Annotated in this window: 23 protein-coding genes; 11 read left to right on the forward strand and 12 right to left on the reverse strand. The window is 43.5% G+C overall.

Annotated features, from left to right (window positions below):
• Positions 1-30 precede the first annotated feature (30 nt).
• The 3 genes from BGO88_RS02565 to BGO88_RS02575 all read right to left on the reverse strand — a co-directional run bounded on the left by BGO88_RS02565 (position 31) and on the right by BGO88_RS02575 (position 1261).
• Positions 31-456, reverse strand: coding sequence for a hypothetical protein (locus BGO88_RS02565; protein WP_286705841.1), 426 nt, complete (start codon positions 454-456; stop codon positions 31-33).
• Between the two features lie 10 nt (positions 457-466).
• Complete coding sequence (locus BGO88_RS02570) at positions 467-754, reverse strand: DUF4134 domain-containing protein (protein ID WP_286705895.1); 288 nt, start codon at positions 752-754, stop codon at positions 467-469.
• A 198-nt stretch (positions 755-952) separates the two neighbouring features.
• Positions 953-1261, reverse strand: coding sequence for a hypothetical protein (locus BGO88_RS02575; RefSeq protein WP_286705842.1), 309 nt, complete (start codon positions 1259-1261; stop codon positions 953-955).
• A 426-nt stretch (positions 1262-1687) separates the two neighbouring features.
• Between BGO88_RS02575 and BGO88_RS02580 the strand changes: the two genes are divergently transcribed.
• On the forward strand, positions 1688-2740 hold the full coding sequence (locus BGO88_RS02580) for an AlbA family DNA-binding domain-containing protein (protein WP_286705843.1): 1053 nt from the start codon (positions 1688-1690) through the stop codon (positions 2738-2740).
• A 15-nt stretch (positions 2741-2755) separates the two neighbouring features.
• Here BGO88_RS02580 and BGO88_RS02585 read toward each other — a convergent pair whose 3' ends face one another.
• A complete protein-coding gene (locus BGO88_RS02585; RefSeq protein WP_286705844.1) occupies positions 2756-3280 on the reverse strand; it encodes a hypothetical protein in 525 nt (174 codons plus the stop codon).
• A 19-nt stretch (positions 3281-3299) separates the two neighbouring features.
• Entirely contained in the window at positions 3300-4547 is a 1248-nt protein-coding gene (locus BGO88_RS02590; protein ID WP_286705845.1) for a hypothetical protein, read from the reverse strand.
• Positions 4548-4626: 79 nt separating this feature from the next.
• On the opposite strand from BGO88_RS02590, the gene BGO88_RS02595 reads away from it, so the two are divergent.
• Together BGO88_RS02595 and BGO88_RS02600 are read left to right on the forward strand one after the other, a co-directional pair.
• On the forward strand, positions 4627-5574 hold the full coding sequence (locus BGO88_RS02595) for an RNA polymerase sigma factor (RefSeq protein ID WP_286705846.1): 948 nt from the start codon (positions 4627-4629) through the stop codon (positions 5572-5574).
• 72 nt (positions 5575-5646) lie between these two features.
• Complete coding sequence (locus BGO88_RS02600; RefSeq protein ID WP_286705847.1) at positions 5647-6816, forward strand: FecR family protein; 1170 nt, start codon at positions 5647-5649, stop codon at positions 6814-6816.
• A gap of 142 nt (positions 6817-6958) precedes the next feature.
• Here the strand turns inward: BGO88_RS02600 and BGO88_RS02605 are convergent, their stop codons facing one another.
• Entirely contained in the window at positions 6959-7093 is a 135-nt protein-coding gene (locus BGO88_RS02605; protein WP_286705848.1) for a hypothetical protein, read from the reverse strand.
• 12 nt (positions 7094-7105) lie between these two features.
• On the opposite strand from BGO88_RS02605, the gene BGO88_RS02610 reads away from it, so the two are divergent.
• Genes BGO88_RS02610 through BGO88_RS02620 form a run of 3 tightly spaced genes read left to right on the forward strand, consistent with a single transcriptional unit; the run spans position 7106 to position 13452 of the window.
• Positions 7106-10597, forward strand: a complete 3492-nt coding sequence (locus BGO88_RS02610) for a SusC/RagA family TonB-linked outer membrane protein (RefSeq protein WP_286705849.1) — start codon at positions 7106-7108, stop codon at positions 10595-10597.
• Positions 10598-10643: 46 nt separating this feature from the next.
• Entirely contained in the window at positions 10644-11981 is a 1338-nt protein-coding gene (locus BGO88_RS02615) for a RagB/SusD family nutrient uptake outer membrane protein (protein WP_286705850.1), read from the forward strand.
• Between the two features lies 1 nt (position 11982).
• The gene (locus tag BGO88_RS02620; RefSeq protein WP_286705851.1) at positions 11983-13452 is read left to right on the forward strand and encodes a TlpA family protein disulfide reductase; all 1470 of its coding nucleotides are present in this window, start codon (positions 11983-11985) and stop codon (positions 13450-13452) included.
• Positions 13453-13484: 32 nt separating this feature from the next.
• Here BGO88_RS02620 and BGO88_RS02625 read toward each other — a convergent pair whose 3' ends face one another.
• The 3 genes from BGO88_RS02625 to BGO88_RS02635 all read right to left on the reverse strand — a co-directional run bounded on the left by BGO88_RS02625 (position 13485) and on the right by BGO88_RS02635 (position 15294).
• On the reverse strand, positions 13485-13730 hold the full coding sequence (locus tag BGO88_RS02625) for a DUF6520 family protein (RefSeq protein ID WP_286705852.1): 246 nt from the start codon (positions 13728-13730) through the stop codon (positions 13485-13487).
• 89 nt (positions 13731-13819) lie between these two features.
• Positions 13820-14254 (reverse strand): MauE/DoxX family redox-associated membrane protein, encoded by a 435-nt coding sequence (locus BGO88_RS02630; RefSeq protein WP_286705853.1) that lies wholly within the window; start codon positions 14252-14254, stop codon positions 13820-13822.
• Positions 14255-14421: 167 nt separating this feature from the next.
• Positions 14422-15294: a LytTR family DNA-binding domain-containing protein gene (locus BGO88_RS02635; protein ID WP_286705854.1), complete on the reverse strand. Its 873-nt coding sequence runs from the start codon at positions 15292-15294 to the stop codon at positions 14422-14424.
• Between the two features lie 128 nt (positions 15295-15422).
• Here BGO88_RS02635 and BGO88_RS02640 point away from each other — a divergent pair, with 128 nt between their 5' ends.
• Positions 15423-15803 carry a hypothetical protein gene (locus tag BGO88_RS02640; protein WP_286705855.1) on the forward strand — a complete coding sequence of 127 codons (381 nt, stop codon included), beginning with the start codon at positions 15423-15425 and terminating at the stop codon, positions 15801-15803.
• A 61-nt stretch (positions 15804-15864) separates the two neighbouring features.
• On the opposite strand, the gene BGO88_RS02645 is transcribed toward BGO88_RS02640, so the two are convergent.
• Positions 15865-16158: a hypothetical protein gene (locus BGO88_RS02645; RefSeq protein WP_286705856.1), complete on the reverse strand. Its 294-nt coding sequence runs from the start codon at positions 16156-16158 to the stop codon at positions 15865-15867.
• Between the two features lie 381 nt (positions 16159-16539).
• On the opposite strand from BGO88_RS02645, the gene BGO88_RS02650 reads away from it, so the two are divergent.
• Genes BGO88_RS02650 through mobC form a run of 3 tightly spaced genes read left to right on the forward strand, consistent with a single transcriptional unit; the run spans position 16540 to position 20237 of the window.
• Positions 16540-16929, forward strand: coding sequence for a plasmid mobilization protein (locus BGO88_RS02650; RefSeq protein WP_286705857.1), 390 nt, complete (start codon positions 16540-16542; stop codon positions 16927-16929).
• Positions 16917-18236 (forward strand): relaxase/mobilization nuclease domain-containing protein, encoded by a 1320-nt coding sequence (locus BGO88_RS02655; RefSeq protein WP_286705858.1) that lies wholly within the window; start codon positions 16917-16919, stop codon positions 18234-18236. The genes BGO88_RS02650 and BGO88_RS02655 overlap by 13 nt, the downstream gene beginning before the upstream one ends.
• Positions 18237-18254: 18 nt before the next feature.
• Positions 18255-20237 (forward strand): conjugal transfer protein MobC, encoded by a 1983-nt coding sequence (gene mobC, locus BGO88_RS02660; RefSeq protein ID WP_286705859.1) that lies wholly within the window; start codon positions 18255-18257, stop codon positions 20235-20237.
• Positions 20238-20268: 31 nt separating this feature from the next.
• On the opposite strand, the gene BGO88_RS02665 is transcribed toward mobC, so the two are convergent.
• Positions 20269-20706 (reverse strand): response regulator, encoded by a 438-nt coding sequence (locus BGO88_RS02665; protein ID WP_286705860.1) that lies wholly within the window; start codon positions 20704-20706, stop codon positions 20269-20271.
• A 173-nt stretch (positions 20707-20879) separates the two neighbouring features.
• Positions 20880-21137 carry a helix-turn-helix domain-containing protein gene (locus BGO88_RS02670; RefSeq protein WP_286705861.1) on the reverse strand — a complete coding sequence of 86 codons (258 nt, stop codon included), beginning with the start codon at positions 21135-21137 and terminating at the stop codon, positions 20880-20882.
• Between the two features lie 399 nt (positions 21138-21536).
• Here BGO88_RS02670 and BGO88_RS02675 point away from each other — a divergent pair, with 399 nt between their 5' ends.
• A complete protein-coding gene (locus tag BGO88_RS02675) occupies positions 21537-23156 on the forward strand; it encodes a T9SS type A sorting domain-containing protein (RefSeq protein ID WP_286705862.1) in 1620 nt (539 codons plus the stop codon).
• Positions 23157-23161 lie beyond the last annotated feature (5 nt).

Genomic DNA, 23161 nt, shown 5'->3' on the forward strand with positions numbered 1-23161 from the left:
TTTTCTCTCTCACTTTCAATACCCAGCCTGTTATTTCAGGTATTCGTCAATTTGCGCTATCACCGCGTACCGCAGGAAGCCGTACTCCCCGTTTTCCCTAAATCCCAGCTCACCGAATAGTGGCTGGCATTCCCTGATAAGGTTTATAATTTCGTAGGTCAGTGTCCCGCTTTCCTGTAGGGCCTCAAACTGTACCGGAAATTCTTCTTCGAATATTTCCCGGATGTATAGGAACCTGGAAGGTCTAAGCTCTGCGGTCATTGCCTGAAGGCAGGCTTCCTCAATGATGTATGGTGGCTTCCGTTCTGCCTTCATCGCTTCAATTAGCTGGCTGACGGCACTGACCTTTTCAGTCAGATAGGATTTCACCGAAAACTCATCCTGAAGGCCAAGTATGAGTTCCGGATTATGGGATACGATGTAGTCCCAAAGCTTTTCACGTAGTATCTGCTGCATCCTGCTCCGTTTAGACTCCGAAAAATGACTGGATTACGGTTGCGACTACTACAAGGAATACGCATGAGCCGAACCAGGCGGCGGCAACCTTTCCGGTATCTTGGTCGCCCGCATTCCATTTCTGGTAAACCTTGACCGCTCCTATCAGCCCAAGGATTGCACCTATCGCATACATCAGCTGGGTTCCCGCAGCGAAATAGCTTCTAACCTTTTGGTTGGCCTCGTTGATGCCGGCAAGCCCGTCCTGCCCGTAGGCCTGATACTGTGCAACCAACATTAGTAGCAGTGCCGCAAGCATTGCCAACCTTGTAATTTTTTTGTCTCTTGATTTCTGTACGTTCGTTTTCATATACATGATTTATGATAAGGTTTGGTTTACTTAATTAAGCGAAAGGGTTTCGCCGCCGCAATGCCCACTTTTCTCCGTCACATTTGCCATATCGCATCGGGATGGGCGGGGAAACTGCCTCCGCTTGTGGTCTGGTTCCTCAGCTGCCTACCACAACTGATCCACTTCACTTTTGCCAAGGAAACCGATACCATTTTTTTCGCACTCGGAAACGACCAGCTCACTGATCGATTCGCGGAGCCCTGATGTCTTTAGGGTCGGGTAGTCCCTGAAGAGTTGCCCGATGTATACCTGTAGTTGCTCTTTGTTTGGATTGGTTTTACCTGAAAGGGTATTGCTAAGCTTTTCCGCAAGGTCTTCTATAAGGTCAATTTCATTGCCTATTTCTAAAGGTTCCTGAACTTCCATTGCCATGGCTAGCGGACCTGTATCTCCCGTATCTTCGTACACGAACATTTCCCGGCTGTTGCCCCGTTTACGGTTAAGTGCTTTCTTTAGGTCGTTACGGAAATACGTAAATCCGATAATGATGTAGTAAAGAATGGTGGCCGCTCCCATGATCCCCAGGTAGTCTTGCCATGAAATGTTGTTTAGCATATCTGTCCTTTTTTTGTTGTTTCCCGCAGGGCTGTCTGCCGTGCTTTTCAATCAAATTTCTTGGACAAAGAAAGCCTGGATTTCAAGGGCTTACAAGTACAACATTTTGCTGGTACCCTTTCTGTAACCTTAGAAACCCTCACTTTTACAGGCACATACGGTGGCTTAAATTCTCAGAAGAAAAGTAAATGCCTAATACCTTATTATTATTTTTTAGAGCTGTTGACTTCAAATAATTATGGGCAATCCTGTAAATTTGCTTTAAACCATCGATATAAAATTCTCATGAAGGAAATTGTTATCAATCTTATTGAAAACGAAAGCGAAAACACCAAACTGGATTTTAAACAGGAGCAGTACCCTATAGATAAGGGTAATGCCAAGAAAGGTGAGTTTTTGAAAGATATGTGTGCTTTTGCCAACCTGACCAGCAAAGAGGACAAGTACATTATTATAGGAATTGAAGAAAAAGGTGGTACTGCGGTAGGTTTAAAACCTATCGATGGGTTGCAGGATCAGGCATCCTATCAACAATTCCTAAATCAATATATTGAGCCAGAGATAAATTTTGAATACAGGGAATTTGTATATAAGGATAGCCGATTGGCCTATTTTAGGATATTTGACAATGACAAAGGACCCTACTTATTTAAAAATGAATATAGGGACAACCTGCCGAAAAGTCCCACATACCGAGCGGGAACCGGCTTTGTGAGGAGCGGAAGTTCCACACGGGAACTGAGACGTGATGACTTTGAAAAGATCTATGCGGAACGTTCCAGTATTGAAGACCGTAGCAACGACATTGATTTTGATTTCTCAATATGGGGTTTCACGTCTCAGGAGCTAAAGTATAAGGGTTACATAAAACACTTACGGGTTGACGTCATCAACCTGTCAAACCGTTCGATAGATTTGGACATCGAGGCTAAAATTTACAACAAAAAAAATGTTAGGGCAAAGTGCACCCAAGATTTGGCATATATTTTTTTCAGGGAAGACCAGGAGAAAAGTTTGTTGGCTTATCAATCTTTTCAAGGTAAGGTAACTCCCCAATTCAATTTTAGGGAGACGAACGTGAGGTTTGAAAATTATAAGGAATACTCCATCTACGAAATCACCCCTAGTAAAGGTACACATACTGCTCTTCGCGCCAAACAGAAGGGTAAGCAAATCGACATCTTTAACGGCCAGATTGCTTTGGTTTTTTCGCGACCGACGGAAATAAATATAGAAATTACAGTGAGAAGTAATGATTTTCCGAATGGCCCAAAGACATTTGAGTATGAAATTCCGCAGGAGGAGATTAGCGAATTTTTAGATCCACGTGACCTGTAGCAAGCCGTTTCCTTATTACCTGTTCTTAACCAGTAGCCATTTTTGGCCATCATACCTGAATGTAGCCGATAAATCCTTTGGCTTGTCTAAGTTTTTAACAAGCACCGCAAAAGGAGTGGCATTCCTAAAACTTGTCACATAAGAAACCATTACCGTACCTGAACTTTTATCCTCAGTAATACTTCTAATTTCAACCACATCTTCATCAGCAATCCTTACCTTTTGCACTGCCATCTTTTCATCTTCAGCAGTAGCAGGTAGCAGGAAAGGTTTTGCCCTTTCCGTAAAACCTATCAGTGGATTTCCAATTTCACCAAGTTTCTGCGTCTTCTGAACGGTCACATAGCCTTTACTTTCCAGGTTGGCATCCAAAAGCTTTTTAGCATATTCGGGATCAGCTGTAAATATGTCAAAGTCCATGCTTCGCGGATAACCCTTTTCCTTTGCCAGTAGTTCGATCGCCTCATCTTTGGTCAGTTCCTTCTCGCTGCATGCAGTTAGAAAAATGCAGAACAGCATAATCAATGCATTTGGTTTCATAGTCAATTGATTTATATGGTTAGTAATCTCGAATCTTCTTAATCATCCGCTCCAGCGCTTCGATAGCCTTTTCCTTGTCCCTTTCTTCCGGCACATACGATTTGCTCCGCATTCCGTTATATGAAAGGTTATCGCTATGGGGCGTTGACAGATAGGGCACAATACTCCTGAAAACTTCAGTCATGGACCGTGCCTCTAATATCCTTGCTTCATCCGCTGCCCTTAAAATCAATCCGGTCTGGTCACTGGAAAGGGCACATCTTATCTTATCCTCTGCCTTGACTTCGGGTGCCTTGACCTTTTGTCTTACCTGTCCCTGCCCGATGGCACTTTCATCAAGTTTGGCTTTCTCTTCCACGTATTTGATTTCACTGTCAATCCATTTCTCGAGTACCGTTTCCAAATCATGATAGTCGGGGTCGAGCATGATCCCTGGCCTCCTGTGCGATTGCTTAAAGAACTTGCTGTAATAATGCAACATCCGGAGCTGGCCTGTCGGTGTCTTATCATCTGCCAACTTTGAACGAACCATTTCAATAATGTAGTCAATATATCCCCTACTATTGAAGTTCATCAGGAACAGAATTTCATTGAGCTGGTCCAACACCTCCGATTCCTTTCTCTCCCACCTTACGGTTTCCAATCGTCTAACCAGTTCCTTGTTGTAAAAAAGTGAACGGAAAGTAATTTCAAAATTACGATTGGCGGGTATTGTAAATTTATAAAGGATTTCGAAAACAATTCCCTTCAATGGCCTTAAATTTTCGTATGTGTCAGCTGTCTCCTTCAACCTGTCAATCTTTTTCATCAGGTCCAGCCTGCTTGAAGCCATATAGCTCGAAGGGACAACGAGGTCCATGTGCAGGTACTTCAGATAGTTTATTTCCAAAAATGAAAGCAGGTTCTCGATAGTCGCCGAAAGCGTCCTAAATACTTTTCTTAGTTGCGGATATTTCTTTGCCGTGTTTATATCATTCTCATGTGAAGTATTTAACAGCGTGAGTAAAGAAGAGTGGTAGCGCCAGACCGTAAGCCTTATACTTTCCTCGTCGGCAACCTCGAAAGTCTGCTTCTTGATAAGCAGCTGGAGCTTGGTCTCCTCCAGCGACAGTACCTCCAACATCCTGGCTATCTGCTCTTCATCAATCAGGGCTATCTTTGATTTTACTGGGTTTAACGTGAGATTGACGAACAGGTCAAGCCATTCCAGCGGATAGGCAAAATAATCGGCACTTGGCAGGTCGGAAAAGTTATCGGATATTTCCATATACGAGCAATTCTTAGTTGGCGTTTAACCTAATGCTTTTTTTAAAGATAGGATTTACGGGCCAAAAATTAAAGGACACATGAAAAAAACACGATTACAATCGTGGCTTTGCGCCATCACTGTGGGGGAAATTGTGTTGTTGGATATACTCAATAGAAATCATTATGAGTTGAAAATCTCACATCCTTTGCAGATGAAAACCGTGCGTACAACAAGTACTATCCTGGCCAGATATTGCTGTCGGTTTCCGAATAGATGGGAATACGGTTTTAACCTTGTCAGAAAGATACAAATAAACTTACAAACTTTTACGCTCCCTCCACAACTTTCACCACATTTCAACGCAATTTCACTGATTTTTATAATCGGGGCATCAACCTGCGCTTGGTTTTCGTCCAATTTCTTTGTAATTTTAAGATACTTTTCAATGAAAACCCAGAAACTATATGACGAGCAGGAACTTTTGCGAAGGCTAAAGTCTGGGGACCATAATGCCTTTGAAAAAATATTCCACAGGTACAAATCAAAGATGGCACAAAATGCAGTGCGGGTCCTAAGATCGTCTGCACTTTCCCAAGATCTGGTACAGGAGCTTTTTATCAGGCTATGGGAGCAGCGGTCCAAAATAGATACCGATAAGACTCTTGGGGCCTACCTATACAAGATCGCATCAAACCTTGCGCACGATTACTTTAGAAAAGCAGGCCGTGATCAGAAATTAAGGGAGCAGCTTCTGGCGATATCACCAGTAACCTACGATCCTATTGAGAAAGTGATCTATAACAAAGAAGATAAGCTGTTACTCGATAAGGCTTTGTCCATGCTACCGGAGCAGCAGCGAGCCGTCTTTACGCTATGCAAGGTTGAGGAAAGAAGCTATCAGGAAGTGGCCGAGCTGCTGAACATAAGTATTGGCACCGTCAACAATCACCTGACAAGGGCAAACCGTTCGTTACGGGCGCTTTTACAGAAGGCCCAGAGTCCGGCACCCCTGCTGGCTGCACTCCTTTTGCAGGGAATCCTGTAGTTTTTTTTATTTTTTTCCGTTTTCCACTGTTTGGTTTTCCTTTCCCGAGCGTATTAACAATAAAAACAAGCCGTGGAGAGAGACGAACATATACGCCGACTATTTGAAAGGTACATTTCCGGAAACTGTACCGAAGTGGAATTTGACCAGCTCCTATCTTATTTGGAAGACCCCGATGGGGACAGTGAACTATTGGAACTCATCTCTGCCGAAATGCAAAGGGACGGGAGTATCGCATATAGCAATGAGGTTCTTGCCATTACGCAAAATGCCGAAAGGCATATTTTCGAGAGGACACGTCCGAAGCCCTTCTACCAGACTACACTGTTCAGGATTGCCATTGCTGCATTACTGTTAGTAGGAATGGCAGTTCTCGTTATTATCGGGGATAAAAAGAAACAGGTCGAGATTATTGCGGATGCCCAGATTAGCCTGCCCGCGGGAACTGAAAAGGCCACACTGTCCCTATCCAACGGCCGGAAGGTTGAACTCGGCAATACCGCCAATCCTGAGGTAGCCAAAGAAAGTGGCGCCAGCATCAGCCAGCAGGATGGCGAAATCGTCTATAATGTGAATAAACTGGAAAGTAGTGCCACCAACCAACTGGAAGTCCCCAATGGCGGTAAATATTCGGTTACCATTTCTGACGGAACAAAGATCTGGCTGAATGCCGGAACCAAGATTATTTATCCCGTAAGCTTTGCAGGAAAAGGCCGCCGTGAAATCAGGCTTGATGGCGAAGCATACTTTGAAGTGGCAAAGGACAGGGATAAGCCGTTTATCGTTCGGACCGAACGCCAGAAGATTGAGGTTTTGGGAACGCATTTCAACATCAACAGCTACATTGATGAACCGCAGGCCGTTACTACCCTGACTGAAGGCTCCGTGAGGATTACAGAGACAATAGGGAAACAACAGACCTTTACTTTACGTCCCGGCGAAATGGCAGCAACTTCCAAAGACCGGACTAATGTCGGCACGGCAGATATGGAGTCAGTCATGGCTTGGCAGAAAGGACTCTTCTATTTCAAAAAAGCCCCGCTTAGGACCATCATGCGTCAGGTTTCCAGATGGTATGACGTACAGGTCGAATTTAAGGGTAACGTAGAGGAAAGATATTTTACAGGTGGCGTACATCGGGATGCTGACCTTTCAGAACTACTTAAGATACTAATGCTCAACGATATTCATTTCACACTGATGAATGACCACAAGAACAGAAAACTGATTGTTGAACCCTAAACCCCGTGCCTATGCCGTAAAAATTTAATGGATAGTTAAATAAGTTAATTAGGCCCCAGTAATAAAAATGCCAGCAATACTGTGACGAGTAATTGCTGGCTAAGTTGGGGCTAACAAAACCACTACACAAGTAATTCATCAACTAACCCAACAACACAAAAGTATGATTTTTTCCCAATGCTTTTGGCTGCGCCGTCTGCGTAACCGGAAGCAATCGGATATTCTTATCCGAAATCCTGAATCCCACGCCTCCTTTAGGAGGCAGATACATCGCCAATTTGCCTGGCTTATGGCTGCGTTGTGCCTCTCCATTTGCTATTTACCAAAAACCTACGGACAAAAGGTAAACCTTAATGCAAACCAACAGCCTCTCGAGCGTGTTTTTGAAACGCTCCAAAAACAGACGGGATACCTTTTCTTCCACGAGGAAGGCACACTGAAGAACAGTACAAAAGTGACCATTGACGTACAGAACAGAAATTTAAAGGAAGTCCTTGACCTGCTCTTTAAAAACCAGCCTCTTACTTATGAAATGGTGGGAAAGACCATCGTCATTAAAAAAAAGGAAAATACACCAACACTTCCCGGCAAAAGTCGGAAGGATAAAATTACGGTTAGCGGTACCGTAACTAGCGAGGAAGGCTTACCATTGCCCGGAGCATCCGTAAAAGTTGTAAAGAACAATAGAACTGCCGTTGCCGATAGAGAAGGCAAGTTTACACTTATAGAGGTAGATGAGGGCGATATACTTATGGTTTCATACATCGGTTTTGAGACAACAGAAGTGAAGGCCGCCAGTGACATTAGTGCTAAACTGCACCCAGTTCCCACAAGCCTTACGGAAGTCTCAATTGTTTCCACAGGCTATCAGACAATTCCAAGGGAAAGGGCCACCGGGTCATTTGTCGTGATAGGCAATGAAATGTTAAATAGAAGGATAAGCACAAATATATTAGACCGGCTAGAAAATATTACCAGCGGTATGGTGTTTAACAAAAATACACTTGGAAGAAACGAACAGACTGGAATCGCTATTCGGGGACGAAGTACTCTTGACATTAACGTAAACGCAAATCCATTAATCGTTGTGGACAATTTTCCATACGAGGGAGATCTATCTAACATAAATCCAAATGATATCGAAAGCATCTCGATACTTAAAGATGCAGCCGCAGCTTCTATTTGGGGATCCAGAGCTGGAAATGGCGTTATAGTTCTTACGACTAAACGAGCCAAGTACAACCAGCCGGTATTAATTACACTAAATGCAAATGCAACATTCGGTGCCAAACCTGACATATTCCAATCGAGAGACTTTGTGGAAGCACCAGAATATATTGATGTAGAAAAAAACCTTTTCTCACAGGGCTTCTACGATGCAGACATAAATAATACTATTCAATACCCTGTCCTGTCTCCAGCAGTTGAAATTTTTTTGAAACAAAGAAATGGTACAATTTCAGCAATTGACGCAGAAATGCAGCTACGCCGCCTCAAGGAGTTGGATGTCAGGAATGATTACAGTAAGTATTTCTACAGGAAAAGCGTCAATCAGCAATATGCGTTAAATATATTGGGTGGGAATTCCACTTCGAGCTATACCTTCTCTGCAGGGCTTGACAATAACCTAGCTAACTTGACTAAAAATAGTACCGAACGTCTTACACTACGGGCAGCAGGAAATTTTATTGTGCTAAAAAACATTACACTAACAACGGGCTTGAGTTACCTCCAAAACAATGCGGTCAACAGCTCATCCTTTTTAACCTTTAACAGAATTACTTCGGACCCTTCAAAACCACTATATCCCTACGCAGAATTTGCGGACGAACATGGCAATCCATTAGTAATTCCGAAGCTGTTTAGAAATGACTATATTAATAATGCAGCAGGGTTAGGCTTTTTGGATTGGACCTATCGCCCTTTGGATGAGTTGGAGCTTGCAGATATAACTTCGAAAATATCTGAAGTAATCTTGCGTTCGTCGCTGGACTATAAGTTTTTGAAGGTTTTTGGTGTTTCGCTTCAATACCAATTCGAAAAGCAGCAGAGCAATTCTAGGAATCATCAGCCTATGCAGGCCTTTGAAACGAGAAACCTGATCAATAGGTTTTCTGTCCGTAGTCCGGCAGGCGCTTTTTCTTATCCAGTCCCAAGAGGAAGCATTCTTGATTTGGGTACCAATAATCTTGAAGCTCAAAATTTTCGTGGGCAACTAAACTATAATCACGTAATAAGCCCACGCCACCAGATTGATGGAATTGCAGGTTTTGAGGTAAGGCAAGTTAGTACTGAATCATTTACAAGAAGATCATATGGCTACGACAACGAATTAGGGACCGCAGCAAGCAATATTAACTTCGCAGATTTCTTACCGGTTAATCCATCAGGCAGCCAGCGAATCCAGTCTACTCCATCTGAAGTCACCGGAACTTTGAACAGGTTTGTTTCCTATTTTGCTAATTTCGCTTATACTTTCAATAACAGGTACATTCTTTCTGCCAGTGGCAGAAAAGACGGAGCAAATATCTTTGGAACAAGAGCTAACGATAAAATCACTCCCTTATGGTCTGCTGGGTTGGGATGGATTATTGACAAGGAGCCATTTTACAATTTCCCGTTGATCCCGCAACTTAAATTGAGGGCTACTTATGGCTATAATGGGAATGTTTACAATGCCTCCTCCTACCTCACCGCCCAATATATGACCAGCGTAAGGACGGGCTCACGATATGCGCTTATAACAAGGCCACCGAATGATCTGCTAAGGTGGGAAAGGGTAAAAAATTTAAACTTAGGCATAGACTTTTCTGCCAAGGAAAATAGAGTTTCTGGCACAATTGAATTATATCAGAAAAAAGGCATGGATCTCATCGAGAACATCGTGCTTGCCCCTTCCGCTGGCTTTTTATCCTATAAAGGTAATTCTGCCTCAACTAAAACTGAGGGGATTGACATACAGCTTAACTCAGAGAACTTTAAAGGCAATTTCAAATGGAACACGAGTCTGCTGTTCAGCTATCTTTCGGATAAGGTTACGTCTTTTGACCTTAAGTACACTTCGACCGCCCTGGTGGGGAATTCCGCCACCGAGGGACTGATTGAAGGTACTGGACTGTTTGCAATCGTCGGAAGACCCCTTTATGGAGTTTACAGTTATAAGTGGGCTGGCCTTGACCCCAGCAATGGCGATCCTCAAGGCTTTTTGAATGGGGAAGTGAGCAAAGACTATTTAGCAATCATCCAAAATTCGAACGTTGACAATATTACTTTTCATGGCTCATCAAGACCTAAAAAATTCGGTAGTATCATAAATACTTTTAAATGGAAATCTATTACAGTTTCAGCAAACGTCAGCTACAAGTTTGATTATTACTTTCGCAAGACAACGGCTAGCGGAAACCTTGCAGATGCCTTAAACGCTTTGGGCACCAATTCGGATTTTTCCCGACGTTGGAAAATTCCAGGTGATGAAAATGTCACAAATGTGCCATCAGCTATTTATCCAAGTAATGCAAATCGAACAGCATTTTTCAAAGCTTCGGAAGCAAATGTACTTGAAGCCGACCATGTAAGGTTGCAAGACATTACAATTGGCTATGACATCAATAAGGCAAATTTCAGAAAATTGCCGGTAGAAAGGCTGCATATCTACGCCTATATCAATAATGTCGGAATATTGTGGCGGGCAAACAAGGAAGGCATTGATCCAGACTTTATAACAAGGTATGCGCTTCCAAATCCAAGAACTTTTGCGGTAGGCATCAGAACCTCTTTCTAAAACTATAATTATGAAAAAAACACATATATTACTTATTGCGGGGTTCATGATGGCATCCTGCGAAAAACAAGAAAAATGGCTCGATGTTAAATCAAATAAAAGCGATGTTGTTCCCACGACGTTACAGGATTATCGGGCTCTTCTGGACAACGACCAGACTTTGAACGAAAGCGAGCCGGCACTCGGCTTTATCGGAAGTGATAATTATTATATTACTGATGCCGTATATACATCTCTTTCAGGAGCTTACTTAAGAAATTCATATACTTGGTCAAAAGAAATTTATGAAGGCGGGATCGGTTTCGACTGGAGGGCTTCCTATCAGCATGTCGGCATTGCAAATGTAGTCCTTGACGGACTCAAAAAAATCGACAAGGCACAAAATACTAGCGAATACAATTCTATTAAGGGCGATGCCTTATTTATAAGGGCTAAAGCCTTTTTCAATCTGGCATCACAATTTGCAAAACAATATGACAAGGAAACTGCTGATACGGATCTTGGAATTGTGCTAAAAATGACTTCAGCGGTACAAGAAAAAGTTTCTAGATCTACTGTACTGCAAACTTACCAGCAGATTATCGATGATTTATTAGAAGCTGAATCTATCCTGCCCAGCATTGCGGTGTACAAGACCAGAGCGTCAAAATCTGCCGCCCGAGGCCTCCTTGCAAAAGTCTATCTTTCAATCGGCGACTATGTGCGTGCACTCAAATATTCTAATGCCGTGCTCGAGCAAGATAATGTCCTTATCGACTTCAATAACCTGAACGCAGCACTCGCTTTTCCATTTCCAACATTCGCAGCCGGAAACCCAGAAGTGGTGTATCATTGCATTATGACCGGTGTCACTATATCGACAAATTCAAGAATGCTGGTACCGGATTTTCTTTACCAGATGTATGATACCGATGATCTCCGCAAGACGCTATTCTTCAACACTTCCATTCCTTCGCAGATAAAATTTAAAGGATACTACACTGGTGAGAACTCTGCTATCTTCTGCGGAATTGCCCTAAATGAAATGTACCTGATAAGTGCTGAATGCGAAGCACGTAACGGAAATAAAGATGCTTCTCTCCAGCATTTAAATAAACTTCTGAACAAAAGATATCGCACAGGAAGTTTTACAGCCCTAAGCGCCGCAGATGCTAAACAGGCATTGGCGATTGTTCTCAGAGAACGCAGGAAGGAAATTCCCTTTAATGGCATTAGCAGATGGATAGACTTGCGGAGGCTGAACAAGGAACGTGACTTTGCGGTAGAACTATCTCGAACGGTAAGAGGCACGGTATATTCTATTCCCCCTAATGACCCTAGATATATCTATCCAATACCTCCGGAAGAGATAAGAGTTACTGGTATCCAACAAAACATCCGATAGCATGAAAATCTCTAAGATATATTTGCCCTTGCTCATGCTCGTATTTGCATTTGGGAATACCAATTTAGCTAAAGCTAGTTCATTTGCTTCGATTTCGGGAACTGTATGGATAAATGGTTTGCCTGCCGATTCCATATCATTTAGGATAACGCCAGAGTTTATATATAACAAGATCAATAGCAATACCGTTACGGTCAAATGCGACAACCAAGGGCGCTTCAGCTTCAGGAGAGATGTGAGGTCCGACATGGAACGTTTGGATATTACCATATGGGGTAACGGCACCAGATTTATCACTAACCAGCTCATAAATGCTGGTGATAGAATATACCTTTCCTACAGTGAAACATCATACGCTGCAGCCGTGAAATTTACAGGCAACGGATCTCCTAAGTATAACTGTAGCTACGCGATACAGAATGTACTGTATCCACTTGCAGGTTCCGAACATGAATTGCTCCCACTTGTACATTCTAAAGACCTGAACGGTATGATTTTCTTCAACAGATTAATTCCGAGAACCGACAAAAGAGAAAAACTGGCTGAAAAAATAATTGATCTCGCAAAAGATAGTATTCCACCTCTATTTGCAAAAATGATTAAAGCTGATGTGAAAGGTTATTTTGCTGAAGCTAGAATGCGATGGTTCATCTATGATTTTGCTTATTCGAAAGGGAGTGCCGAGGTTAGGCAATTGTTCGAAACAGAATCCAGGAGATACTTGGATACAGCCGATGCTGCAATAATATCCCGTAGTCCAAACCAGATCAAATTCTTGTACAGGTTGGCAGTTGCAAAATTAATGTTTGATAAAGGATCCGAAAGCAAAACAATATACGAAATCTGCCAAAAGATAAGTTCCGAATATTCTGGTACTTTAAGGGAGAAGGTTCTGACATTCTATCTGCTAGCGTCGCCTGATGGAGACAGCGAAGAGTATGAAGGATGCCTTAAAAATGCAGCCAATAGCTTTAAGTCAAAAACATCCGTTCACTTTCTAAGGGAACGGCTCATTTCTTCATACTCGAAGCGACCTTTAATGGATTTTGCCATGCCCGACAGCACTGGAAAAATAAGAAAGATATCTGAGTTTAAGGGAAAGGTAGTTGTTATCGATTTCTGGTTTACTAATTGTGTCCCGTGCGTAGAACTATCTAAGAATTTAAAGGAAAATATTCTGCCACTGTATAAAAGTGAAAAAGAAATAGTTTTTATCACCATCAACCTCGATAAGTATAAAAAGACATGGATGAAGAGCTTAAAGTCTGGTTTATATACCAGCTATCGTTCAATTGATTTATTCAGCGGCGGAGTGGCGTTTGAGCATCCGTTTGTTAAGCATTATGGGCTTCAAGGGGCACCTTACCTTTTTCTGGTTAACAGGCAGGGTATTTTGCTTGATTCTAACCTGTCGAAAGAAAATAAAAATATGGTTGATCAAATTAATAAAGCGCTTTACCAAGAAAAGTAAAAATGGGATGTAAAACTACATCCCATTCTATTTTAAAGTGATTCCCAAGCGCGGTCAACGTCACCCGGAACCGGCTGATAGTTATTCGGCGAAACAAGGGTGTATTGGCAATGGTCATTATCCTGATCGATACATCTTCCTGAGCCAGCCTCATCTTGAGGTGTAAACACTCCATCAACTTTTACATAAATTGTAGTTGAATCCTCTTTAATTGTTGTAAACGCGCTGCCTGCACCTAGCACAATGGCCAAAGCAAGCAATAATTTAAAATTTTTCATAATCGTAAAGTTTTATTGGTTTGCCTACTCTTTTTTGAAGGTTTTCGGCTTCCCCTTTCTATTCCGGCCAGGAATATCCTTTTGTATGGTTAGGTCCGTTCAAAACGGAACGACTTGCTTCTATTCAAAACAATTGCGATACTGATAATCACGACAAAAAACAGATTGAAGAAAAAGTGCTGCGCCCAAGTCAGGTAGCTCACAACTCCCCCACAACTGCAAGGGACATAGGCAAAAACATCAAGCAACACCAAACAGGTGTAAACTGTGAAAGCCGACATCAAAACAAGGGAAGCATACAATCCCGCCAATCTCGTCTTCTCAAAAAGGAGGAAGCAGACAATGACCAATTCCGTAAGCGGAATTAACCATGCCAAATATGGCGTGAAGCTATTGGGGAACGGCTGGTTGTTCAGGTCATAAACGAAACCCTTAAAGTCCAAAAATTTACTGATGGCCGTATGCAGGAAAAGAACAACCAGAAGCGCTACGGTAACTTCGACAAACAATTTTCTCGCTCTCATCACAATTACAGATTTGGTTATACAATCGCCGAATGCGAACAACACAAATGTATTCACGTAACACAATGCGAAACAAGAGGGTACCGATCCATTGGGCACGAAACCGACAGGATTGGGAATGAAACCGACAAAAAATGGTCATGAAACCGACAGAAAAAAGTACTGGCCTATAATTCCTGTAGTCCTTCTTTGAACTGCTTCAAAAATTCCTTTGTAACCACAAATTCGTGACTTTGCCAATCTTTGATATATGGCTGGTAATCGGGTCTGATAATTAGCTCCGCTGTATTTCTTTTTGTTCCCGCATTATAGCCCTTGACCATTTTGTAGTTGATAATGGTTGACCTGCTTATACGGCAAAGTCGGGTGCCTGTAAAACGTTCTTCCAAATCCGAGATGGAAGCATTCACAGGATACCGGTTCCCATGGAAGGTCGTACATTTAACGCGCTTGCCTTCCCTGTAAAAAAACATGATGTCATTCTCCACATTGAAAAAAAGATGCTGGCCATTATAATGGATATTCAACGAAGTTGGCAGCGTGCCTTTATCATCTCCTTTCGCTAAAGAAAACAAAGGATATCCCTTCGCTCTGTCTTCCAAAGGCTTCCCCTCTGTAAGCAACAGATAATGGATTAGGTAGTACAGGTTTAAAAATATTATCAGGCAGATGATGACTGGGAAATCGATAAGGAGAAAACCATTTTCCATTACGCTTTCACCCAGAAATCCGAAGTATACCGATACTAATAGCAGATCTATTAATGCCGGTACGACTACTCCAAAAATCAACTGTAAACCGCCCCGTTCAAATGGACGCAGACGCCAGGGACATCTTTTGTCAAGCCATACGGTAACGGTATGTACGGTATTTACCAAAAGCAGCGAAATCGTAAAGCTGACGGCCACCGCCACATAAAAAGCAGGGGAAGAAAATGCCCTGACAAGGTCTACGGGAATGCCGTGGAATACGATGTAAATGGACGCAATTGCAGCTGAGAGCAGACGGAGCCTCCTATTGTTGTACGAGACCGATTCCATAAAGTTTGCTGTTTTTATTTTGCGTAGTGGCAAAAGATTGTTGAAAGAATAAAGGTACAAAAAATGTTTTAGTTATATTTGTGTACACCACTCCCACTCACTAGCACGTAACCTTAATTTTTTATAATATGCCGTTATTTCCGTTTACACCGCAAGGGGTGCAGGATCTGCTCGACCAATTGTATGCACTTCCGGACCCAGACCTAGCTGTCGAAGCTGATGCGATTGCCAACAACTTCAAGTCGTGGATGGCCAGTCATTTTTCATTTACTGTTGCCCAGCTGGCCTATCTGGATTACATAAGCAATACTGTAACCAACTACTATGGGCAGCAATGTTCCTTCGGTTTTAACAACCGTTTGCAAATCAACCTGAACTATCCGGACAAGCCAGGTAACCCAGGCTATTCCAAATGGAATTCTTCAACCAATACGATTACCGTTCAGGCTGATGGCACGGGCCTGTCAAAAGTGTCAGGCGAGCTAACTTTCAGTCTGACGTATGTCTAAAAAAATAAAGCTGCCATAGTCAAATATGGCAGCTTTTCATCATGTCCTCTATTGCTCTCACTTACAGCTTTCCAATTGATAATGCGGAAAGCTTCTCACTTAACTCAACAAGTCCCGCTTTCTGCAAGCAGTCCTCTGAAATAGTTTTTAAATCGGAAAGGTTTTCTTTTGGCACAATTGCTAGAAGGTTGCTTGTCTTATCGTCTCCTTTGGCTGCCAATCCACGTTCGATAACATGGTTGAGCAACAGTACATTTTTTCGAGAAATTTTAAGGTCAATCTTCACCACCTCACTCATGCCCGGGATACTCAAAATGGTATCAAACACTTGGGCCACTTCACTTGACGTCATCATAAACTCTGTGTTTTAAATTAATAAAAGTTACAGTCACAAAAGTAATCCTTAAAACCATTGGCACCCTAAGTAAAATATACCTAGGATAGGTAAATCCCAAACATGCTTTCTAATTTCGTAATGTAGTGTATAGGCCTGGAGGCAAAAAAAGGAAACTTGCAGAATCAGGTTTTCCCTGTCACAACAGGAGTTTTTATCAGGTGCAGGAACGTTGGAAATTCTTAAAATCTTGATAGGAAACTGGCAGTTTGCCTCTTTGGTGCAAACGGCAAGATGAACGGTTGTGGACACAACCGACATCTTGCCACCCTTTACTCGGAACTCGTGGGTGGATAGCGACCACCATGTATTTAGTGGATTGATAAGTGAAAACGATAAGTGATGGAAGAGAAAAAATCAAACCGAATCCGCATTATTAAATGCAGGTTGACATTGCAGGAATACCAGCTTTTGGAAAAAAAATGGAAGGCAACTGCCTGCCGAAAATTAAGTGACTACATACGCAGGCACCTCTTTGACAAGCCTATCATAACCATTTACAGAAGCAAAACCGAGGACGAAGCCATTGCCGAATTAGGCAGGTTACGGACGGAATTAAACCATATCGGAAACAACTTCAACCAGGCCGTAAAGCGACTGAACACTATCGAAAATTCAGATGAATTTAAGGACTGGTTCACGGCATACGAACTTGAAAAAAGGACCCTTTCCAACAAGGTTGACGAGATAAGATTGCACATGAAAAAAATGGCGGAAAGATGGTTGCTGTAATCAAAACAGGGCACTCAATCCACCGTATTTTCAACTATAACGAAAACAAGGTCGCAGAGGGCGCCGCTTCAATAATTGGTGCCGAAAATTATCCATTGGATCCCGAAAATCTGAGCCTCAAAATGAAACTTTCCCTACAGGAAAGGCATTTGGCCCTTAACACCAACGTTAGCAGAAACAGCGTCCATATTTCGCTCAATTTTGCCCCCTCCGAAGAAGGATTGGGAAAGGACACGCTTAGGGAAATAGCTACTAAGTACATGCGGGAAATTGGATTCGGGGAACAGCCCTTCTTGGTCTACCAGCACTTTGATTCGGGCCACCCCCACCTGCATATCGTAACCAATAATATCAGGCGGGATGGCAGCCGAATAGACCTCCATCATCTAGGCATCAGAAAGTCAGAACCGGCAAGAAAGGCCATTGAAAAAGAGTACAATCTGGTCAGGGCGGAAGACCAAAAAAGACAACGGTATATTGCGCAACCTGTAAGTCCTCAAGTCGTGCACTATGGCAAAATACAGTCAAAGAGGGCCATCCAAAATGTACTGGATTTTGTAATCGGAAATTACCGTTATGCCTCCCTTCCTGAACTCAATGCAGTCCTGCGGCTGTTCAATGTTCAGGCCGAACGCGGTACCGAAGATTCAAGGACCTTTCGGCACAACGGGCTATTGTACCGTATCATCGACAGCCACCAGAATCCGGTGGGTGTCCCAATAAAGGCAAGCAGCTTTTATAGCACACCAACATTACAAAACTTGGCCAACAGGTATGCCGAAAACGATAAGAAAAGACAGCCATTTAAGCAGAGGATAAGAAACGCTATCGACCTATTGCTAAAAGACAGAAAAATACCATTCAGGGAACTTTCTGCACAACTACAAAGGCAGGGCATCATCATATGCGAGCGCAGAAGTAACGAAGGGCAGCTTTACGGTATTACCTATATCGACCATACGACCAAATGTGTATTTAACGGCAGTGTCTTGGGCAAGGCTTATAGCGCAAAGGGAATGCTGGAAAGATGCCATGCCCAAACTGCTACTGGGCAAGATTTGCAAACCAAGCAGCTAAATCCAACGCAGGCAGAAATCAGGCCGCTCCAATTGCCGCAAACTCCTGCTTTTGACATCACTCCCAAAGTTACCATGCATCCTGAGACCTCTATCGCAAAAGAGGCGCTTGGCAAGGACATCATAGAAACCCTTATGCACCCCGTCCACACCGCAGACCATGTTTCAGGGCAGTTCAAAAAAAAGAAGAAAAGGAGAAAAAGAAGAAATAAACCAGACGGAAATCAGTAACCGCTAAAATCTATAATTATGAGTACAGGAGAGAACGAACAGGCGCTGAGGAAGATACTCGACATGACTAGACTGATAAGTATCATCTTATTGGTAATACACTTCTATTATTGTTGCTATGCAGCATTCCATCTCTGGGGGCTGGCCAGCGGTTTCAGCGACCGCATTTTGGAAAATATTTACCGTACAGGCCTACTCAAAAATTTTGTGACGGCCAAACTTATTTCACTTGGCTTTCTTTTTATATCCCTGTTGGGAGCCAAGGGCCGAAAGGATGAAAAATTGGACCACCGCACAGCTTTCGCCTATATAATTTCCGGACTGGTATTGTATTTTATTTCCTATCTGATAATGCTGGTACAACTACCCAGAAATATAATTGCCATCCTATATATTACCGTTACTACTACAGGTTTCCTTTTGGTACTGACGGGTGGTACGTTGCTTTCCAGAATTATAAAGGACGGGCTAAACGGCAAAGATATATTCAACAGGGAAAATGAGACCTTCCCTCAGGAAGAAAGGCTTTTGGAAAATGAATATTCGGTGAACCTTCCCGCAAGATATAGATTAAAGCACAAGTACAGGCAAAGTTGGGTGAATCTAATAAACCCGCATCGCGGGACGCTTGTGATGGGTACACCTGGAGCCGGGAAAAGTTACTTCGTTATCAGGCATTTTATTACCCAACACATCGCCAAAGGCCACGCGATGTTCGTCTACGATTTCAAGTTCGACGACCTTTCACGCATCGCCTATAACACATGGCTACAGCACAGGCACGCTTACCCTATTCCACCTAAATTCTACGTCATCAATTTTGACGACCTGGCACGGACAAACCGCTGCAATGCATTGGAACCTTCCGCAATGACCGATATCACGGACGCCGCCGAATCGGCGAGAACTATCTTGCTGGGCTTGAACCGCGAGTGGATTAAGAAACAGGGAGACTTTTTCGTAGAGTCCCCTATCAACTTTTTGACCGCTGTGATATGGTACCTTAGAAAATTTAATGATGGTGAGTTCTGTACGCTCCCGCATGTTATAGAACTGATGCAGGCCGACTATGATAGCCTCTTCACCCTGCTTCGTACCGAAAAAGAAATAGAAGTACTTATCAACCCATTTGTAACGGCTTATCTCAATGACGTAATGGAACAGCTAGAAGGACAGATTGCCAGTGCCAAAATCGCGATGGCAAGGCTGGCCTCACCGCAGTTATACTACGTGCTTTCTGGCAATGATTTTAATCTGGACATCAACAATCCACACGATCCGAAGATTGTATGCATGGGAAACAATCCCCAAAAGATACAAATTTACGGAGCCGTCCTCTCCCTATATGTAAACCGCTTAGTAAAGCAGGTAAATAAAAAAGGAAAGGTCAAAAGCAGCCTTATTTTTGACGAGTTTCCCACCATTTACCTGAATGGTATCGACTCGCTGATTGCCACAGCACGTTCCAATAAAGTAGCCACCTGCCTGGGAATTCAGGACTTTAGCCAGCTACGAAAAGACTACGGACGTGAACAGGCCGACGTCATTATGAATATCACGGGAAATATCATCTCAGGTCAGGTTACGGGAGATACCGCCAAACAGTTAAGCGAAAGATTTGGGAAAATTATGCAGGACAGGGAAAGCCTTTCCATTAACCGGAACGATACCTCTATCAGCCGTTCCAAACAATTGGAAGCAGCCATTCCGCCCTCAAAAATTTCAAGCCTTTCCAGTGGCGAATTTGTAGGGATGGTCGCTGATGATCCCGATAACAAAATCGAGCTGAAGACCTTCCACTGCGAAATCCAGAACGACCATGCCTCGCTTAAAAAAGAGGAAGCAGCTTATAAGGAAATACAAGTAATCCGAAAAATTGATAATTCAATGGTTCAGAGAAATTTTATACAGGTCAAACAGGACATAAAAGACATTATTGACGCAGAAATCGGCCGTATGCTCAATAGTCCTGAAATGAGACATCTTGTAATAAAAAAATAATGCCCGAAACAAAACTTAACTGATCGTATGCCTATACGACAAGCAGAAAGGTTTCGTGGCTTAGTTCCGAAGCATGGTACTGCCAGTTGGTTTTCATCACCTTACCAATGACATCCTTAAGACAACCAAAACTGCTAGGTTTTTTGATATAGATATTGGCGCCTTCGATAAGTGCTTTTTCTATATCTGTTTCGGCAGAGGAGGTGGAATATATGGCAACGGAAAGGGACTTCCAGCAGTCGTTCTCACGTATTCTCCTAAGGGTTTCAAAACCGGACATTACCGGCATGTTTAGGTCCAGAAAGACAATGTCGGGAATCTGTCCGCAGCGGTTGAGGTAATCTAGTAGTTCCAAACCACCATCGAATGTCATAAGCTCATTTCCAGACACGAGTTCATCGAATGCATCCTTAAACAGTTCCCTGTCTTCGTGGTCATCGTCGACCAGACAAATTTTTAAATTTTCCATAGGCTATCTTATTACTCGCCTGAGGGATAGAACGGAGGGAAATTTGCAAAAATTCAGACTAGGCAGAAGTGAACCGCAAAAATATGATAAACAATTGACAAACAGACATTAATAAAAAACTTTAACTAAAAAACATCACGTTTTGAGATTATTAGTGCCGGCGAAACAGCAAATTATTTCTGCGAATATGGTACGTTAACGCCCGCAAAAAATTCTTCAAGGGTAACATCAAGAAGCCTGCATACCTTAATAAGGGTCTTCAGCTCGAAGTTGGCTCCCGACTCCAATTTCCAGTAGGCGCTCCTGCTCATGCCAAGGTCAAAGGCAATGTGCTCGTAGTTGGAATACCCCTTAGCCTTCCTTAGCACGCGGAGCCTTTCGGCTATGTGCCCGAACTCGGGAAACTCATTATTTACTTTGGGCTTTTCCATAGCACCAAATGTCAAAAAAAAGCACCTGATAAAATACTCTATTATATAGTGTACTTTTAAATAGAATTTATATATTTGTCATGTACAATACTTATCAGCTGCCTATGCATAGAAAATCAACCCATTTACCCCTATAGCATTTGCTATTAAAGAACGAACGCCACACCAAATACCACAATATGGCGCCCCGCTTAGCAATCTGCTGGTCCAGACTACAGGGTGCAACCAACTTTGTTAATAACTTTCTGACAGCCAGCAGAGAAGCTAAGGAAAAGTTTACTACTTTTCGTACATCATTTACTACCGCAACACACCCCGCCGGTAGGATTTTCCACTAAGAAAAGCATCTGGCTACGGGCCAGATCCGAGTGTCGTATTCTAACTTAAATTACATTTATTATGCAAACAAGACTTTGCCTGGCATTGCCCTGCGCATTGCTATTTGGGGGAGTCCTGCAGGCGCAGGATATCCTCTGGGAGAAATCCTACGGCGGGAAGCATTCGGATTACCTCTTCGATGCCCAGCCCACGCCCGACTACGGCTTTATCCTGGCCGGAAGCTCGCTCTCAAAAAAGACCGGAAACAAGACCGATGACGGTAACGGGGACCTTGACTATTTCCTCTGGAAGATGGACGAAAAGGGAGAGATGGACTGGCAGAAATCCATCGGGGGAACCGGTGCGGACCTGCTACAGTCAGTAAGGCTCACGCGTGACGGCGGCTTTATCCTAGCGGGTACCTCGGACTCGCCAAAAGGCGAACACAAAAAAGACGAGGGTTTCGGTAAGGAAGACTTCTGGATCATAAAACTGAATGCCAAGGGAGGCGAGCAGTGGCAGCGGACCATCGGAGGTTCCGGACAGGAAATATTGCAGAGTGCCGTGCCGACTTCCGACGGCGGATACCTTCTTGCCGGTTCCTCCAGCTCCTATAGGAGCGAGAAGCTTGCCGCAGGAAAGCCCGACCCGTTCGGGAAATCCGAAACTGGGTTCGGGAGCCTGGACTATTGGGTGGTAAAGCTCGACAGCGAGGGTAATATCGAATGGCAGAAGACCTTTGGGGGCAGGTATGCAGACCAGCTCCGGAGCGCCGTGCAGACCAGAGACGGGGGCTATTTGTTAGGCGGCTCATCCAATTCGCCTGAATCGGGCAACAAGACCGAGAAATGTTACGGCATGTCGGATTACTGGGCCATCAAACTGGATTCGAAGGGTGAACCGGAATGGCAGAAAGTCTACGGCGGGGAGGGTGACGACCAGCTTCAGGCCGTCCTTCAATCAAGGGATGGGAACTTCCTGCTGGCTGGCAGCTCGGCTTCCGGTACATCGGGAAACAAAAACGCCTCCAACGGCAAGGGAACGGATTTCTGGCTGCTGAAAATCGACCCTGCCGGGGAAATCATTTGGCAGAAGACCTATGATGTAGGGAAAACGGACCTCCTCACCTCCTTGGAGGAAAATAACGACGGTTCCCTGCTCCTGGGCGGACACGCACAGAGCGAAGCCCACGTGACCAAGAAAAAGGACAGGGAAGGAATCAACGACTACATAGCCATAAAAACCGACAGCAAGGGCGAGGAACAGTGGACCCGTACACTGGGAAGTAATGGCGAGGACATTCTACGAAAAGTAATAGAGACCAGGGATGGCGGCTATATATTGGCCGGAACCTCTATGGGAAGCCCTTCCCGTGACCGATACTCGGTACAGGGCCGCAACGACTTCTGGGTCGTGAAGCTGAAGGACAAAAAAAAGAAGGAGGAAAAAAAGAATCCTATCGAGGCCTACCCCAACCCTACCCTGCATTACACCAACGTACTGGTAGGCTACGAGTTCCAGAAGGGAACCGCAACCGTGTACGACCTCTCGGGAAGGCAGTTGCAACATTTCGAGATTAAGGAGCGTACCGTTCCCGTTGATCTGGGAGGAATGCCGGAAGGCATCTATATCGTTGAAATCCGTACAAACGTACAGGATGATTCCGTAAAGGTCGTTAAGGCCATCAGCAAAAACCAATAAAGATT

The organism is Flavobacterium sp. 38-13 (assembly GCF_001899155.1).
In the GTDB taxonomy this organism is placed as follows: domain Bacteria; phylum Bacteroidota; class Bacteroidia; order Flavobacteriales; family Flavobacteriaceae; genus Flavobacterium; species Flavobacterium lindanitolerans.